This window comes from Nocardioides lentus (assembly GCF_039529515.1).
Lineage (GTDB): Bacteria > Actinomycetota > Actinomycetes > Propionibacteriales > Nocardioidaceae > Nocardioides > Nocardioides lentus.
In genome coordinates this window covers 462,580-478,862 of record NZ_BAAAMY010000004.1, presented here as the reverse complement: position 1 = coordinate 478,862, position 16,283 = coordinate 462,580, and the positions used below count along the sequence as shown (strand labels likewise).

Sequence of the window (16,283 nt, the reverse complement as noted above, 5' to 3'; positions counted from 1 at the left end):
CGCGCACACCTGTGCGTGGCGAGGCCGGTGACGGGAGTCGGGACCCGCGACATCCTCGAGACACGTGAGGCCCCCCGCCCGAGCCGGTGACAGGAGTCGAACCCGCGACATCCTCATTACAAGTGAGGCGCTCTACCAACTGAGCTACACCGGCGCGCGGACGTCCGGCCCGCGGCAGCAGCGTATCCGGCGGCGGACTTGAACCTCGCTCGAGGTCCGGGCATCCTCGCGGCATGCGTGGGCTGACGATCGGGGAGGTCGCCGAGCGCTCCGGGGTGAGCACGTCGGCGTTGCGATTCTACGAGGGCCGCGGACTGATCACGGCGGAACGCACCGCCGGCAACCAGCGCCGCTACGCGCCCGCCGTCCTGCGCCGGATCGCCTTCGTGCGGGCCGCGCAGCGGGTGGGTCTGACGCTGGAGGAGGTCGCGGAGGCGCTCGACTCGCTGCCCGCCGGCCGCACCCCGACCAAGGCCGACTGGGCGCGGCTGTCGGCCGCCTGGCGCACCCGCCTCGACGAGCAGCTCGCCCGGATCGAGCGCCTGCGCGACCACCTCGACGACTGCATCGGCTGCGGCTGCCTCAGCCTGCGCACCTGCGCCCTGCGCAACCCCGGCGACGAGGTCGCCGACCGCGGCCCGGGCGCCGTGTTCCTCGAGCCGTCCTGAGCCCACCCCGTACGACCGGGCCCGGGGCCCGGGCGCGACGCGGGCCCGGGCGCGACGCGCGGTTTCACCAGGTATGTCGTCCGGGTGTCACTTCTCGCGGCGTGCGCGGCGCGAGGAGTGAGGGTTCCGTGACATACCTGGTGAAACCGCCGGGTCGCGGCCGGGTCGCGCCGGGTCGCGGGGCCCTACTGTGAGCCCATGGCCCTGCGCATCGTCGCGACCAGGCCGGACCCCGCGATCGTGAGCCTGCCCTGGTCGACGCCCCTGGAGGAGTGGGGCGAGGAGTTCGTCGTGCCGCTCCCCCGCGGGCTGTCGCGCCACGTGGTGCGGATGGTGCGCCTCGGCGCGCGGACGTACGCGGTGAAGGAGACCCAGGAGCCGATCGCGTTCCGCGAGTACCGGACGCTGCGCGACCTCGGGCGCCTCGGGCTGCCGGCGGTGGCCCCGCAGGGCGTGGTCGCCGGCCGGGTCGACGCGGACGGCGAGGAGCTGCCGGCGGCGCTGGTGACCGAGCACCTGCGGTTCTCGCTGCCCTACCGCAGCCTGTTCAGCCACGGCCTGAGGGCCGACAACATCCCCTCGCTGGTCGACGCGCTGGTGGTGCTGCTGGTGCGGCTGCACCTGTCGGACTTCTTCTGGGGCGACGTGTCGCTGTCCAACGTGCTGTTCCGGCGCAACGCGGGCGAGTTCTCGGCGTACCTGGTCGACGCCGAGACCGGTGAGCTGCGCCCGACCCTCTCGCGCGGGATGCGCGAGCACGACGTGACCGTGGGCTGCGAGAACGTCTTCGCCGAGCTGCTCGACCTCCAGGCCGCGCACGCCGTCGAGGGCGAGCTGCGCGCGCACGACGTGGTCGCGCTGGTCCGTGAGCGGTACGACGCGCTGTGGACGGAGCTGACCAGCGAGGAGCGGTTCTCCACCGACGAGATGTGGCGGATCGAGCGTCGCATCGAACGGCTCAACGACCTCGGCTTCGACGTCGACGAGCTCGACATCGTCACCGACCTCGCCGGCGACGAGATCCGGATCCAGCCGCGGGTCGTCGAGCTCGGCCACCACTGCCGCGAGCTGCAGGCCCTCACCGGCATGAACGTGGAGGACGGCCAGGCCCGACGGCTCCTCAACGACCTCGCGGCCTTCACCGCCCACTTCGACCTCGGGCGCGAGGACCGGTCGCTGGTCGCCAACCGGTGGATGAACCAGGTCTACGAGCCGATCATCTCGATGATCCCGCCCGAGGGCCTGGGCAAGCTGGAGCCGGCCGAGATCTTCCACGAGATCCTCGAGCACCGCTGGTACCTCTCCGAGCGCGCAGGCACGGAGACGGACATCTTCGACGCCGCCCGCGACTACCTGGCCACCGAGCTGCCGTCGCGGCCCGACGAGGCGCTGACCACCCCGGAGTGAGGCGCCCCGGCCCGGCTCAGGGCCGGCGGTCGGCCGGGCGCTGCCAGGGCAGCGTGCCGTAGCTGTTGGCGTAGACCCGGCCGGGCCTCGGGTGGGTGAAGCGCAGGCCGGCCCAGGTGTCGTCGACGCGCAGGCACGTGCTCTCGACCAGCCCGCCGTCGTAGCCGACGGCGATGACCTCGCGGAGGGTCAGGTCCGCGCCCCGGCGCCTCCCCCTGGGCCACGACACCCACAGCGCGCCCCCGGGGGCGAGGTCGGCGGCCACGGCCGCGAACGACGTCCGCATCCCCGCCTCCGTGACGACGAACAGGTGCAGGTGGTCGGCCTCCTCGCCCGCCCCGACCCACCGCAGACCGGGCAGGCCGAGCTCGTCCGCGACCCCGGGCGGGGCGTCGACCAGACGGGCCCGTGAGCCCGCCCGGACCCCCATCTTCTGCGCCACCGAACGCGTCGGGCGGCTCGTGCGGGTCGGAGGGCTCGGTCTGCGGTGCGTCATGCCGCCACCCTCCCCGGCCCTCAGGTCAGCCCGTGACCTCATTCCTCACCGCCTGAGCAGGGACCGCCCGATCACCATGCGCTGGATCTGGTTGGTGCCCTCGAAGATCTGCGTGATCTTGGCGTCGCGGAACAGCCGCTCCGCGGGGAAGTCCGCGGTGTAGCCCGCCCCGCCAAGCACCTGCACGGCGTCGGTGGTGACCTTCACCGCCGCGTCGCTGGCGGTGAGCTTGGCGATGCTGGCCTCGGGGCCGAACGGCTTGCCGGCGTCCTTGAGCCGCGCCGCGTGCAGGTACGCCGCGCGGGCCGCGCCGGTGGCGGCCGCCATGTCGGCGAGCATGAACTGCACGCCCTGGAAGTCGCCGATGCGCTGCCCGAACTGCTCGCGCTGCCCGGCGTACGAGACCGCCAGGGACAGCGCCGCCTGGGCGATGCCGGTGGCGACGGCGGCGATGCCGAGGCGGCCGGCGTCCAGGGCGGACAGTGCGACCGCCATCCCGCGGCCCTCCTCGCCGATGCGCTGCGCGGCGGGGACGCGGGTGCGCTCGAACATCACCTGGCTGGTGGGGTCGCAGTGGAGCCCCATCTTGCGCTCGGGCGCGCCGTGGCCGATGCCCGGCGTGTCCGAGGGCACCAGGAAGGCCGACAGCCCCGAGCGGGCGTCCTCGGAGGTCCGGGCGAACAGGACGTAGTAGTCGGCGTGGGGGCCGTTGGAGATCCACGCCTTGGTGCCGCTCACGACGTAGGCGCCGCCGTCGGGTCCGTCCTCGTGGACGGCCCGGGTCCGGATCCCCGAGACGTCGGAGCCGGCCTGCGCCTCGGACAGGCAGTAGGCGCCGAGCCACTCCCCGCCCAGCATCCGGGGCAGCCAGGTCTCGCGCTGCTCGTCCGTGCCGTTGCGGTCGAGCACCGTCGCGGTCAGCGCGTGCACCGAGACCCCGACCGCCAGGCTCGGCCACACGGCGGCGAGCTCCTCGACGACCTGCAGGTAGACCTCGTAGGGCTGCTCGCCGCCGCCCCACCGCTCGGCGAAGGGCAGGCTCATCAGCCCCGACTTGCCCAGCAGCGCGTAGGCGTCGCCCGGGAAGCGGGACTCCGCCTCCGCGGCCTCCACCTGGGGCGCGAGCTCCTCGCGGGCGAGCTCGCGGACCAGCGCGAGCAGGTCCTCGGCCTCGGGGGTCGGCAGGATTCGTTGGACGTCCAAGGACATGGCACCCATGGTAGGCGCGCCGCCACCCGCGGGCACCCCGCCCAACAGCCCGGCGGCGCGGTCGCCCCGGTCGCGGTCCCCGCCGTACGACGCCACGCGGGGCGCGCTCCTCACGGGTCCCGGGGTCGGGGTGCGCGACGATCTGCGGGACGAGCGGCCGCCCGGGCAACCTCCGGCGCGCCCACGGCGTCACACGGGTGGGACCACCTCGGGGGAAGGCACGACATGGGGATCAGGACGACGCTGTCCACGCTGCTGCTGGCGATCGTGCTCGCGATCGCGCTGGTCGTGGGGGTGCACGTGCTCGTGCCGGAGGGCCGCGCGCCCGCCGGCAGCACGGCCGAGGGGGCCGTGCCCGCGGCGCCGGGCGGCGCGCGCCCCGACCGGCGGCCCGCGGCGCTGCCCGCGCGACCCAACGTCGTGGTCGTCATGGCCGACGACATGCGCCACGACGACCTGCGCTTCGCGCCCACCCTGCGGCGGCTGGTGGCGCGCGACGGGCTGACGTTCCGCAACGCGTTCTCCAACTACCCGCTCTGCTGCCCGGCCCGGGCGTCGTTCCTCACCGGCCGGCTGGCGCACAACCACCGGGTCCTCTCCCACGAGCGGCCGTGGGGCTACGGCTCCTTCGACGACTCCCGGACCCTGGCCACGGCGCTGCGCCGGCAGGGCTACCGCACCGGCTTCGTCGGCAAGTACCTCAACGGGTACGGCGTGATGGACTCCCGGGTCAGCGGCGGCCCGTCGTACCGCTACGTGCCGCGGGGCTGGGACGAGTGGCACGCGGCGATCGAGAACCCCGGGCGCGACGGCATCCACGGCGGCACCTACGACTACTTCGACACGCCGTACAACCGCAACGGCCGGATCGACAACCGCTACCGGGGGCGCTACCAGACCGACGTGATCGGTGACCTGTCGCTGGACACGCTGCGGCGGGTGTCGGGGCGGGCGCCCTTCTTCCTCAACGTCAACTACGTCGCCCCGCACCACGGCGCGCCCGCCGAGCCCGACGACCCGCGCGGGGTCCGCGACCGCGACGGCCGGCTGCTCGGGCTGGTGACCCCCGCCCGCCCCGGCTGGGTGAAGGGCCGCTTCGACCGTCTCGTCACCCGCTCCCCCGGACGCCCGCGCTCCGGGCCCGCCGAGCGCGACATGTCGGACAAGCCGCCGGCCATCCGCAGCCGCCCCGAGCCGACCGCGCGGGAGTGGGCGGCGATCCGCGAGGTCGCCCGGCAGCGCGCCGAGTCGATCCACGTGATGGACCGGCAGGTGGGGCGCCTGGTGCGCGCGCTCAAGCAGCGCGGCGAGTGGTCCGACACCGTGCTGGCCTTCACCTCCGACAACGGCTACCTGCTCGGCGAGCACCGGCTGCGCCAGGGCAAGGTCTGGCCGCACGACCCGTCCCTGCGCGTCCCGCTGGTCGTCACCGGGCCCGGCTTCCGCTCCGGCGGGTCCCGCTACGACCCCGTCTCGACGGTCGACCTCGCCGCGACCGTGCTCGACCTGGCCGGCGCGCGGATGCCGTGGGCCCTCGACGGCACCAGCCGCGTGCCCAGCCTCGAGCGTGACCGCGGGTGGACGCAGCCGGTGCCGACCGAGGCCGTCCGCACCTCTCGCCTGCGGCCGAAGCAGGGGTTCTCCGGGCCCCGCACGACCATCGGGGTGCGGACGTCGCGCTACGCCTACTTCCGCCACCGTGTCGGCGCCGACGAGCTCTACGACCTGGCGCGCGACCCGTTCCAGCTGCGCAGCGTGACCGGCGACCCCCGGTACGCCGACGAGCGCCGCGCCCTGCGGCGGGTCTGGGACGCCACGCGGAACTGTCGCGGCGGTGCCTGCCGCGCGGAGCTGCCCGCCCTGCTCCGCGCGACCGCGGCCGGCAACCGCACGCGCGGCACGTCGTACCAGCGTCGGCTGCAGCGGGTCTACGGCTACCGCTGACCCGGCGCTCACGGGCAGCCCGGGGACGCCGAGTCGGCGCTCGCGTGCAGCCGCGACGCGCATCCGGGCCGACTCGGGGCTCGGATCGTGCGCATCAGGGCCGACTCGGGGGTCGGATCGTGCGCACCCGGGCCGACTCGTCAGGCGGCGGGGTCCTCGGGGCCGAGACGGGGCTGCTCCTCGGTGGGCTCGGCGGGCACGCCGGTGAGGGGCTCCTCGGCGATCGCCACGTCCGCCAGCTCGACGTAGTCACCGACCTCGACGTCGCCGTTGGTCTGCAGGACGACGTACTGCAGGCCGACCGCCTCGCCGTCGCGGTAGGTCAGGAGGGTGACCTCGGCGGCGCGGCGCGGCTTGGAGCCGACGGCGATCGCGAACGCGGCGCCGCCGGTGGTGCCGTTGGTGTAGCGGACGCCGCGCTCGCCGTTCTCGCCCTCGTAGGCCTCGGGCCCGATCCGGGTGTGGACGTGGCCCCCGAGCACGAGGCCGACGCAGCCGCGGGCCAGCGCCCGGTTGCCGAGGTTGGCGTCGTGGACGAGCAGCGTGTCAACGCGCTCCCCCTCGTCGGCGAGCCGGCAGAGCTCGTCGGCGAGGTCGGCCCGCACCTCGTCGAACGACGCGCCGACGGCGTCGCGGTCCGGGGTCAGGCTGCTGCTGCGCGGGTCGGGCACGCCGAACAGGACCGAGCCGCCGGGTCCCTCGACCGGTCCCGGGTCCTCCTCCCCCATGCCGTCGAGGACGTCCCAGCCGAGCTCGGCGAGGTAGCCCGGCACGAAGGGCCCGGTGTCGTGGTTGCCGGTGACCGAGAAGCGGCCCTCGTAGTCGGAGAACGCGGCGTCCAGCGAGTCGAGGCTGAACGCCTCCCACGAGCGTCCGCTGGAGGTGTCGTCACCCGCGTCGAGCACCGCGGTCGCGCCCGCGGCGTCCGCGATGGCCCGGGCGACCCGGTCCATCCCGATGTTGTCGTGGCGGTCGGAGACGAGGACGGCCACGGTCTCGTCGTCCTCCGGCTCGCGGAGCTCGAGACCGCCGGCGGCCTCGGCCGCGTCGTCGTAGAAGGTCTGCGACGCCTCGTAGGTGTCGACCGCCCCCTGGATCAGGCCGCGGGTCTGCTGGGTGGTGACGTCGGTGCGGATCTCGACGGCGGCCGCCGCGGCCGGGACCGGGACGTCGGGACCGACGAAGTCCTGCAGCGTCTCCCACTCCTCGACGTCGGTGATCGCGTCGGGGGTGTCGACCCAGGGCTGCCAGGCGGTGAGGACCGCGAGCGCCAGGCCCGAGGCGACCACCACCGCGCCCGGCGTGCGCACCCGTCGCAGCAGCTCGAGGCGCCGGACCCGGCCCAGCAGCAGCCACACCCCGACCGGCACCAGCCCGGCGACGGCGCCGCGCAGGATCGCCGAGACCGCCATGTCCTCGACCGCGCCGACGACGATGTCGACCTGGGCGTCCGGCTGGCTGGCGATGAACGCGTAGCGGTCGACGAGCTCCTCGGTGGTCGCCGCCTCCGTCTTGCCGAGGGTGATCTCCAGCCCGCCGTAGGGCGCGGGCGAGGGCAGCCGGACGTCGGGCAGCACCGGCCCGCTGTTGACCGTCAGCCAGCCCTCGGTGGTGGGGCTCAGCAGGGCGTCGTGGCTGGCGAGCACGACGGTGCGGCTGCTGCCGAGGAACGCCGGCACCGCCACCGCGACCGCCACCACCAGCCACACCAGGGCCAGGGCACCCGCGACGGCGAGGCCGCGCCGCGTGGGCCGGAGCCGGTCGCGCAGGGTCACGCCGACCGCAGCCGCGCGATCTCGTAGAGGGCGACGCCGGCGGCGACGCCGGCGTTCAGCGACTCCACGCCGGGAGCCATCGGGATCCGGACCAGCTGGTCGCAGGTCTCGCGGGTCAACCGGGCGAGTCCGTCGTCCTCGGCCCCGACGACGAGCACCAGGGGGCCGTCGGCGAGCTCGAGGCCGGGCAGGTCCACGGTGTCGGGGCCGCCCTCGGGGCCGCCGTCGCCGGCGAGGCCGACGATCATGCAGCCGGCGTCGGCGTACTCCTTCAGCGTGCGGACCAGGTTGGTCGCCCGCGCCACCGGCACCCGGGCGGCCGCTCCCGCGGAGGTCTTCCAGGCCGACGCGGTCATCCCGGCGGCGCGCCGCTCGGGCACGACCACGCCGTGGGCGCCGAACGCCGCGGCCGAGCGCACGACGGCGCCCAGGTTGCGGGGGTCGGTCACGGAGTCGAGCGCGACGATCAGCGCCGGCTCGTCCGCCTCGTCGGCCAGGCCGAGGAGGTCCTCGGGGTGGGCGTAGGAGTACGGCGGGAGCCGGGCGGCGAGCCCCTGGTGGACCGCGCCGTTGGTGAGCCGGTCGAGGTCGGCGCGCGAGGCGGAGTTGAGGGACAGGCCCTTGTCGGCCGCGAGCGCGAACGCCTCGCGCATCCGGCCGTCGCGCTCGGCGCCGTCGGCCACGTAGAGCCCGGTGATGGGCAGGTCGGCCCGCAGCGCCTCGACGACCGGGTTGCGCCCCGCGATCCACTCGGCCTCGGTGCCGTCGCGACGCGACTTGCCCGCGGGGCCGCGGGAGCCTCGTCCACCGCCCTTCTGCGAGGACGTCGACGAGGCCGCCGGGCCCTTCGCCGCGGCGTACGCCTTGTGGTTGGGACGGTCCTTGGCCTTCGGGGTGGGTCCCTTGCCCTCGAGGCCGCGTCGCACCCGTCCGCCGGATCCGGCGGTGGGGGCCTTGGAGGACTTGCGGGTCGCGCCGCGGCGCTGGGAGTTGCCGGCCATCAGGCGGGGCCTCTCTGGGGGTCGTCGGACAGGCTCCAGGCGGAGCCGTCGGGGGTGTCGGTGACCTCGAGGCCGGCGGCGGCGAGGCGGTCGCGGATGGCGTCGGCGGTCGCGAAGTCCTTCGCCGCCCGCGCCTCGGCACGCTCGGCGAGCAGGGCCGTGACCAGGGAGTCGACGACGCCGGTGAGCCGGTCCTCGGCGTCGCCCGCGGCGCGCGAGCCCCAGGCCGGGTCGGCGGGGTCGAGGCCCAGCACGTCGAGCATCGCCCGGACGCCGTCGGCGACCTCGGCGGCACGGGCGGTCGCGTCCGCGCCGCCGCCGGCGAGCAGCCGGTTGCCCTCGCGCACCGCGTCGTGCAGGGCGCCCACGGCCGCCGGCGTGCCGAGGTCGTCGTCGAGCGCGGCGACGAACGCGGGCGGGAGCCGGTCCAGCAGGGGGCCGTCGACCGTGGTCGCCGGGGCACCGACGCGCGCCAGGAAGCCCTCGACGCGCCGGTACGACGTGGCGGCCTCCTCCAGTGCCTCGAAGCTGAACTCCACGTGGCTGCGGTAGTGCGCCGCGACCAGGTAGTAGCGCAGCTCCACGCCCCGCACCCGCTCGAGCACGTGGGGCACCAGCAGCGAGTTGCCGAGCGACTTGCTCATCTTCTCGCCGGCGGTGGTGATCCAGGCGTTGTGCAGCCAGTACGACGCGAAGTCGCCGCCGGCGGCCCGGGACTGGGCCTGCTCGTTCTCGTGGTGGGGGAAGCGCAGGTCCACGCCCCCGCCGTGGATGTCGAAGGCGGCGCCCAGGTACTTCGCGGCCATCGCCGAGCACTCGATGTGCCAGCCCGGGCGGCCCCGGCCCCAGGGGCTCGGCCACGAGGCGCTCGCGGGCTCCGAGGGCTTCGCGCCCTTCCAGAGCGCGAAGTCGCGCGGGTCGCGCTTGCCGCGCGGGTCCGCGTCGCCGGCCGCCTCCATGTCGTCGACCCGCTGGCGGGTGAGCTCGCCGTACGCCGGCCAGGAGGCGACGTCGAAGTAGACGTCGCCGGAGTCGTCGGCGGCCGGGTAGGCGTGGCCGCGCTCGACCAGGAGCGCGATCAGCTCGAGCATCTCCGGCACGTGGCCGGTGGCGGCGGGCTCGTAGGTCGGCGGGGCCACGTTGAGCAGGGCGTACGCCTCGTCGAGCAGGCGCTTGTTGGTCGCCGTCAGCGCCCACCACGGCACGCCCTGCTCCGCGCCCTTGGCGAGGATCTTGTCGTCGATGTCGGTGACGTTGCGGATGAAGGTGACCGCGTAGCCGCGCACGGTCAGCCACCGCCGCAGCACGTCGAAGCAGACCCCGGAGCGGACGTGCCCGACGTGGGGCGCGGACTGGACGGTGAGGCCGCACAGGTAGATGCCGGCCTCGCCCTCGCGGAGGGGCACGAAGTCGCGCACCTCCCGGGTGGCGGTGTCGTGCAGTCGCAGGGCCATGGGCGGAGTCTATTGACCGGCACGGACAGCCCGCACCGCGCGGGCGCACACGCCGAGGTCTGTGACTCGTGGGACAGGAGTGACTCGAGCACCTACCCTGCTGGACATGCCGTCCTTCCCCACGGTCCGCGCCACCCTGCTCGGATTCCCCCTCGCCGCCACCCTGCTCGCCCCCGCATTGGTCGCCCCGGTCGTCGTGTCCACCGCGACCGCTCCGGGCGCCGTGGCCGCCGTCGCCGCCGCCACGCCCTCCGCCTCGGCGGAGACCACCGGTCGCCGGATCACCTACCGGGAGTGGGCCACCGGGCCCCAGCTCGCGAAGGGCGCCCGGCAGCACACCTACGTCGCGAAGGGCGCCGTGCGGCTGCGCACCGGCGCGCCGGTGGTCTCGGTGGGCGGCCAGCGCTGGTCGGCCGGGTCGTGGACCTCCCCGTGGACGCGGCCGGGCTACGGGCTGACCGAGCTCGTCGCCTCGTGGGACGCCACCACCCCCGGCAACAGCTGGGTCCGGGTCGAGGTCCGCGGCAAGGGCGGCGGGGCGACGTCCTCGTGGGACACGCTCGCGGAGTGGACCTCCGGTGACGCCCACCGCCGGCGCACCACGATCTCCGGTCAGGACGACGACCTGGCCCGCGTCAACGTCGACACCTGGGTCGCGAACCGCGCCGAGGGCCTGGGGGCGTGGCAGCTCCGCGCGACGCTCTTCCGCGCCGCGGGGGCCGGCGGCGCCGTGCCGACGCTCGACACCGTCGGCGCGATGGTCAGCCGTCTGCCCTCGGACGCCCGGGTGCCGGTCTCCGCGCCGGGCGAGGCGCGCGGGCGCGTGCTGGACGTCCCGTCGTACTCGCAGATGATCCACCGCGGCCACCACCCCCAGTACGGCAACGGCGGCGAGGCCTGGTGCAGCCCCACGTCGATCTCGATGGTGCTGGGCTACCACCGCTCGCTGCCCGGTCCGCGGACGACGGCCTGGACCTCCGGCCCCGACCCGTTCGTCGACCACGCGGCCCGCATGAGCTACGACTACGGCTACCGCGGCGCCGGCAACTGGCCGTTCGGCACGGCGTACGCCGCGCAGCACGTGGCCAACGCCTTCGTCACCCGCCTGCGCTCGCTGCGCGAGGCCGAGAAGTTCGTCGTCGCGGGGATCCCGCTGGTCGCCTCGATCCGCTTCGGCTCCGGCCAGCTCACGGGGGCGCCGATCTCCTCCAGCAACGGCCACCTGCTGGTGATCGTCGGGTTCACCCGCTCCGGCGACGTGGTCGTCAACGACCCGGCCGCGTCGTCCAACGCCGGCGTGCGCCGCACCTACGACCGCGCGCAGTTCGAGAACGCCTGGATCCCGAAGTCCGGCGGCCTGGTGTACGTCGTGCGCGACGAGAAGCGCCTGCCCGGCCGCGTCGCCGGAGCCACCCGCAACTGGTGAGACCGGCCGGCCACGGCCGGGCCCCGGACCCCCGGGCCGACGCCGCTCAGGCCTCGCGCACGCTGAAGTCGACCTCGTGCCAGCCGGTGGCGCCGTCGGGAGCCGGCGCGGCCTCGGCGCCGGTCTGCACCTCGCCGTCGGCGTCGATCGCCCGCACGCGCACGGCGTGGTCGCCCGCCGCCGGGGCGGGCAGGACGGCGCGCCACTGGACCCAGGAGTCGGGCAGGTCGGCCGAGGCGACCTCGGCGTCGGTCCAGGCGCCGCCGTCGACGGAGACCTGCACGCCGGCGATGCCCGTGTGCTGGCGCCAGGCGACGCCGGCGACGACCACGTCGCCGGGGTCGAGGTCGGCGCCGGCGGTCGGCACGTCGATCCGGGAGCCGAGCTTGACCGGGCCCTCCTCGGACCAGCCGCGCTCGGTCCAGTACGCCGAGACGTCGTCGAAGCGGGTGACCTCCCAGTCGACGACCCACTTGCAGGCCGAGACGTAGCCGTACAGGCCCGGCACGACCGCGCGCACCGGGAACCCGTGCTCGACCGGCAGCGGCTCGCCGTTCATGGCGACGGCCAGCATCGCGGGCCGGTCGTCGGTCAGCGCCTCGAGCGGCGTGGCGCAGGTCCACCCGTCCTCGGAGGTCTGCATGACGGCGTCGGCGCCGTCGACCGGACCCGCCAGCGCGAGCAGGTCGCGGGTCGGCACGCCGCTCCACCAGGCGTTGCCGATCAGGTCGCCACCGACCTCGTTGGACACACAGCTCAGCGTCGCCCAGGCCTCGGTGAGGGGCTGGTCGACGAGGTCGGCGAAGTCGACGACGACCTCGCGCTCGACCAGGCCGTGGATGCGCAGCTGCCAGTCGGCGGGGTCGATCGTGGGAACGGCGAACGCGGTGTCGATGCGGTAGAAGTCACCGTTGCGGGTCATCCAGGGGCTGATCCCCTCGACCTCGACGCGCGCCGCGGGCGGCGGCATCGGGCGGCTCACGTCGAGGGCGAGGAGCGACCGGGCCCGCTCGATGCCGCGGCGGGTGCGGCTGAGGACCTCGCCGCCGAGCGCCGCGCCGACCGAGAGCACGGCGACCGCGCCGACCGCGGTCAGGAACGTGCGGCGGCTGGGCTCGACGAGCACGGAGTCCTCGCCGTCGTCGTCGCGGCCCCCGGGCCCGGGGGCGGCCTCGGCGGCCTCGGCGTCCTGGCGGCGCAGGGGCGCGGTCAGGGCGGCGGTCAGGCCCAGCCAGACCAGCAGGCCGGCCGCGACCGGCGCGAGGTCGACCGAGGTGGTGGCCCCGGGCCGCAGGAGCACCGCGACGGCCCCGACGCCGGCCAGCACGCCGTACGGGACCGCGGGGAGCCAGGACCGGCGCCGCGCCAGGCGTCCGGCCCAGGTGAAGACGGCCGCGAGCAGGAGCACGATGACGACGACCAGGACGACCTTGTCGAACGAGCCGAAGGCCTCGATCCCCCACTCCACCACGGGCGTCGGCAGCAGCCGCACGACGGTCTCGGCGACGGCGACGACGGGCGACTCCCGCACGTGGAGCAGCGCCGCGACCAGGTGGGAGGCCGCGACGCCGCCCAGGCCCGCGAACAGCCCGGCCAACGACCAGGCGCCTCGCGGTGTGTGCATGGTGCTGATTCTTCCCCACGACCCCACGGGGCATGATCACCGACGTGGAGAGCGCACCGACACCCGCGACCCGACTGCCCCGCACGGGGGTCGGCACCGACGTCCACCGCCTGGTCGAGGGCGTGCCCATGCACCTCGCCGGCCTGGCCTGGCCCGACGAGCCGCGGGGCCTGGCGGGCCACTCCGACGGGGACGTGGCGGCGCACGCGGCGTGCGACGCGCTGCTGTCGGCGGCCGGGCTGGGCGACCTGGGCTCGCGCTTCGGCACCTCCGAGCCGCGGTGGAAGGGCGCCGCCGGCACGGCGCTGCTCGCCGAGACGGCGCGGCTGGTGCGGGAGGCCGGCTTCCAGGTCGGGCACGTCGCCGTCCAGGTCGTCGGGGAGCGCCCCCGCCTGTCCGGTCGGCGCGCCGAGGCCCAGGAGGCGCTGGCCGCCGCGACCGGCGGCACCGTGTCGCTGTCGGCGACGACCACCGACGGCCTCGGCCTCACCGGCCGCGGCGAGGGCGTCGCCGCCATCGCGACCGCCACCGTCATCTGAGCCGAGTCGGCGCGGGCGTGCGCCCCGGAGGGCCCGAGTCGGCGCGTGCGTGCAGCGCCACCGCACACCGGCGCCGACTCGCGCGCCGTACGCCGCACACCGACGCCGACTCGCGCGTCGTGGGCCGCGGGCCGACCCGCGTGGTGGAAGCCACGGTGCCTGCGACACCGTGTCATGGGAACATCGGCGGGTGCCCGCGACGACCACCCCCGCCCCGCAGGAGCTCCGCACCCACGACGGGCTGCGCCTCGCCGTCCGCCTGGACGGGCCGGACTCCGTCGACGGGCGTCCGCCGCTGACCGTCGTGCTGGCGCACTGCTGGACCGCGGACCGCGAGGACTGGCACCACCAGGTCCACGACCTGCTCGCGGCGTACGGCGGCCGGATCCGGGTGCTGACCTGGGACGCCCGCGGCCACGGCGACTCCGACGCCGCCCCCACGGCCGCGTGCACGATCGCCGACCTCGGGCGCGACCTCGGGGACCTCCTCGACGCGTTCGCCCCGACCGGCCGGCTGGTGCTGGCGGGCCACTCGATCGGCGGCATGACGCTCATGGCGCTCGCCGAGCAGCGCCCCGACCTGGTGGAGCGCGTCGACGGCGTCCTGTTCTGCGCGACCTCCAGCGGCGGCCTCGACACCGTCACGCTGGGGATCCCGGGCGCCGGCGGGACCCGCGTGCGCGAGCAGATCCCGCGGCTGCTGGCCACCCGCGCCCGCTCCCTGTCGCGCTCCAAGCGCCGCCGGACCCCGCTGACGGAGCGCATGATCGTGCGCCGCTACCTCTTCGGCGACGTCAAGCCCCCGCGCGACGTGGGACTGGTCGTCGACCAGATCATCAACTGTCCCCCGACCACGATGGAGGGCTTCTACCGCGACCTCATGGGTCACGAGCGCGGCCCGGCGCTCGCGGCGTACGCCGGGCGCCCGGTGACGGTCGTCGTCGGCTCGGCCGACAGGCTCACCGCCCCGCGCCACGCCCGCGCGATCGCCGCCGCCTGCCCCGGTGCGCGGCTGCTGGTCGCCCCCGGCGCCGGTCACATGCTCACCCTCGAGCGGCCGCGGCTGGTGAGCACGCTGCTGGCCGAGCTGGTGGACGGGGCGATCGCCCGCGAGGCCCTCAGGCGCTGAGGTCCACCCGTCGCGGGCCCACGAGGACCCGGCCGTCGACGATCCGCACCGGGTACGCCGGGAGCGCGGCGTGCTCGTCGTCGAGGCAGCGCCCCGTGACCAGGTCGAAGGCGTGCCCGTGACGGGCCGAGCCGACGAACGGCACGCCGTCGCGCGCCCCGACGATCCCGCGCGACACGCTCTGGGTGTGCAGGAACGGGTCGTGGTTGCCGACCGCGTGCACCTCCTCGCGCGAGGTGCGGAACACCGCCACCGACTGCCCGTGGACGAGTGCCACGGCACCCTGACCGACCCGCAGGTCCTCCAGCCGGCACACCGGCTGCCACTCCTCCGCGCCTGCTCGTGCGCTCCGCCCGGACGTCACCTCTCGACGGTAGGCGCGGTCTGTCACCACGTCGTTTCGTCGTGTAACAGGGGTGAAACAGGTGCCTGGACGGGGGGCGGGGGCCGCCGAGCGGCGGGCCCCGCCGCTCGGCGGTCCCCGTCGCCGTCGGGCTCAGCCCAGGTCGACGATCGCGGCGACGGGGCCGCCGCCGTCGGGACCCTGGTGGGCGGCCGAGACGGACACGAAGACCGCGGGGTCGCCGGTGACGGAGGCCGTGACCCCGCCGACCGCCGCCTTGATCTGGCGGTGCCAGTGCACGTCGGAGTCGTCGAGCATCGCGTTGCGGCGGCCGCGCACCTTGCCGTCGCCGGAGGCCTCGCACTTGAGGAAGACGTTGACGAGCCGGCCGTCGAGGTCGGCGGTGCGGGGACGCTCGGGCAGGTCGAGGCCGGCGTCGCGGACGGCGTCCCAGATGCCGTCGGCGTCGAGGGCGTCGTCCATCACGGAGTGGCCGATGCGGTAGCGCCCGCCGACGCCGTGGGCGTTGCCGACGACGACCACCTGGGCGCGGTCGAGCTCGACGCCCGAGGAGCAGGACGCGACCGCCGAGTACAGCGAGCGGTCCTTCAGGACGTCCTCGTCGCGGGGCATCGCGATCTCGCCGAGCGCGACGGCGATGCCGAGCGCGGTGCCGCCGTTGGAGACGTCCATCGAGTACAGCGTGTCCTCGGTGAAGACCGTCTCGCCGCGCGACTTGGCGTCCTCGATGGTGCTGAGGGTGAGCAGCGGGGTCTTGGTCTGCACGTAGTGGACGTCGGCGACGTCGGTGATCCCGGCGCGCTCCATCGCGACCTCCACCGCGGCCGCGACCTTGGTGATCATCGCCGTGCGTCCGATGTCCTCGGGCCGGAGCACCTCGCTCATCGCGAAGCCGACCGACAGCCGCTTGTCGTCGGACGGCGTGACGTCCTCCGGCGGGACGGTGGCGAAGATCGTGGCGTGGGGGCTGATCACCCCGTCGGTGCCGCCGGACCACACGATCGGCACGTCCGCGACCCTCGCGGGGTCCGCGCCCCTCGCGACGAGCACCTCCCGGAAGGCGCGGTCGGCGATGATCCGGGTGTAGTCGTTGACCCCGCCGTTGCCCTCGGTCTTGCCGATGATCGCGACCACCCGCTCGGCGTGCAGCACCCCGTCGTCGATCAGCCGCTCCAGCTCGCTGGCGTCGGCGACGGAGTGGATCGGGACCTTGCGTACCTCGATGGCGTCGGGCATGGCTTCCTCTC

At 75.3% G+C, this 16,283-nt stretch carries 14 protein-coding genes and 1 tRNA gene; 6 read left to right on the top strand and 9 right to left on the bottom strand.

Annotated elements, in window-relative coordinates:
* Positions 1-81 precede the first annotated feature (81 nt).
* Positions 82-154: transfer RNA gene (locus ABD158_RS09040), tRNA-Thr, on the bottom strand.
* A 79-nt stretch (positions 155-233) separates the two neighbouring features.
* Between ABD158_RS09040 and soxR the strand changes: the two genes are divergently transcribed.
* Both soxR and ABD158_RS09030 read left to right on the top strand, forming a co-directional pair.
* A complete protein-coding gene (soxR, locus tag ABD158_RS09035) occupies positions 234-668 on the top strand; it encodes a redox-sensitive transcriptional activator SoxR (RefSeq protein ID WP_344006300.1) in 435 nt (144 codons plus the stop codon).
* Positions 669-866: 198 nt separating this feature from the next.
* A complete protein-coding gene (locus ABD158_RS09030) occupies positions 867-2,075 on the top strand; it encodes a DUF4032 domain-containing protein (RefSeq protein WP_344006298.1) in 1,209 nt (402 codons plus the stop codon).
* 16 nt (positions 2,076-2,091) lie between these two features.
* Here ABD158_RS09030 and ABD158_RS09025 read toward each other — a convergent pair whose 3' ends face one another.
* On the bottom strand, positions 2,092-2,571 hold the full coding sequence (locus ABD158_RS09025) for a hypothetical protein (protein WP_344006297.1): 480 nt from the start codon (positions 2,569-2,571) through the stop codon (positions 2,092-2,094).
* Between the two features lie 45 nt (positions 2,572-2,616).
* Positions 2,617-3,774: an acyl-CoA dehydrogenase family protein gene (locus ABD158_RS09020; RefSeq protein WP_425573182.1), complete on the bottom strand. Its 1,158-nt coding sequence runs from the start codon at positions 3,772-3,774 to the stop codon at positions 2,617-2,619.
* Between the two features lie 231 nt (positions 3,775-4,005).
* On the opposite strand from ABD158_RS09020, the gene ABD158_RS09015 reads away from it, so the two are divergent.
* A complete protein-coding gene (locus ABD158_RS09015; protein ID WP_344006293.1) occupies positions 4,006-5,724 on the top strand; it encodes a sulfatase family protein in 1,719 nt (572 codons plus the stop codon).
* A gap of 140 nt (positions 5,725-5,864) precedes the next feature.
* Here ABD158_RS09015 and ABD158_RS09010 read toward each other — a convergent pair whose 3' ends face one another.
* Genes ABD158_RS09010 through cysS form a run of 3 tightly spaced genes read right to left on the bottom strand, consistent with a single transcriptional unit; the run spans position 5,865 to position 9,954 of the window.
* Entirely contained in the window at positions 5,865-7,499 is a 1,635-nt protein-coding gene (locus ABD158_RS09010) for a metallophosphoesterase (RefSeq protein WP_344006291.1), read from the bottom strand.
* The gene (rlmB, locus tag ABD158_RS09005; protein WP_344006289.1) at positions 7,496-8,500 is read right to left on the bottom strand and encodes a 23S rRNA (guanosine(2251)-2'-O)-methyltransferase RlmB; all 1,005 of its coding nucleotides are present in this window, start codon (positions 8,498-8,500) and stop codon (positions 7,496-7,498) included. Before rlmB ends, ABD158_RS09010 begins: the two co-directional genes overlap by 4 nt.
* Positions 8,500-9,954, bottom strand: coding sequence for a cysteine--tRNA ligase (gene cysS, locus ABD158_RS09000; protein WP_344006287.1), 1,455 nt, complete (start codon positions 9,952-9,954; stop codon positions 8,500-8,502). The genes rlmB and cysS overlap by 1 nt, the downstream gene beginning before the upstream one ends.
* Positions 9,955-10,060: 106 nt before the next feature.
* On the opposite strand from cysS, the gene ABD158_RS08995 reads away from it, so the two are divergent.
* Positions 10,061-11,380: a C39 family peptidase gene (locus ABD158_RS08995; protein ID WP_344006285.1), complete on the top strand. Its 1,320-nt coding sequence runs from the start codon at positions 10,061-10,063 to the stop codon at positions 11,378-11,380.
* A gap of 46 nt (positions 11,381-11,426) precedes the next feature.
* On the opposite strand, the gene ABD158_RS08990 is transcribed toward ABD158_RS08995, so the two are convergent.
* Positions 11,427-13,004, bottom strand: coding sequence for a molybdopterin-dependent oxidoreductase (locus tag ABD158_RS08990; RefSeq protein ID WP_344006283.1), 1,578 nt, complete (start codon positions 13,002-13,004; stop codon positions 11,427-11,429).
* 32 nt (positions 13,005-13,036) lie between these two features.
* On the opposite strand from ABD158_RS08990, the gene ispF reads away from it, so the two are divergent.
* Positions 13,037-13,543, top strand: a complete 507-nt coding sequence (gene ispF, locus ABD158_RS08985) for a 2-C-methyl-D-erythritol 2,4-cyclodiphosphate synthase (RefSeq protein WP_344006281.1) — start codon at positions 13,037-13,039, stop codon at positions 13,541-13,543.
* Between the two features lie 190 nt (positions 13,544-13,733).
* Entirely contained in the window at positions 13,734-14,672 is a 939-nt protein-coding gene (locus ABD158_RS08980; protein ID WP_344006279.1) for an alpha/beta fold hydrolase, read from the top strand.
* On the opposite strand, the gene nirD is transcribed toward ABD158_RS08980, so the two are convergent.
* On the bottom strand, positions 14,662-15,036 hold the full coding sequence (nirD, locus tag ABD158_RS08975) for a nitrite reductase small subunit NirD (protein WP_344006277.1): 375 nt from the start codon (positions 15,034-15,036) through the stop codon (positions 14,662-14,664). The genes ABD158_RS08980 and nirD overlap by 11 nt on opposite strands.
* A gap of 132 nt (positions 15,037-15,168) precedes the next feature.
* The gene (gene bar, locus ABD158_RS08970; RefSeq protein WP_344006275.1) at positions 15,169-16,272 is read right to left on the bottom strand and encodes a barbiturase; all 1,104 of its coding nucleotides are present in this window, start codon (positions 16,270-16,272) and stop codon (positions 15,169-15,171) included.
* Positions 16,273-16,283 lie beyond the last annotated feature (11 nt).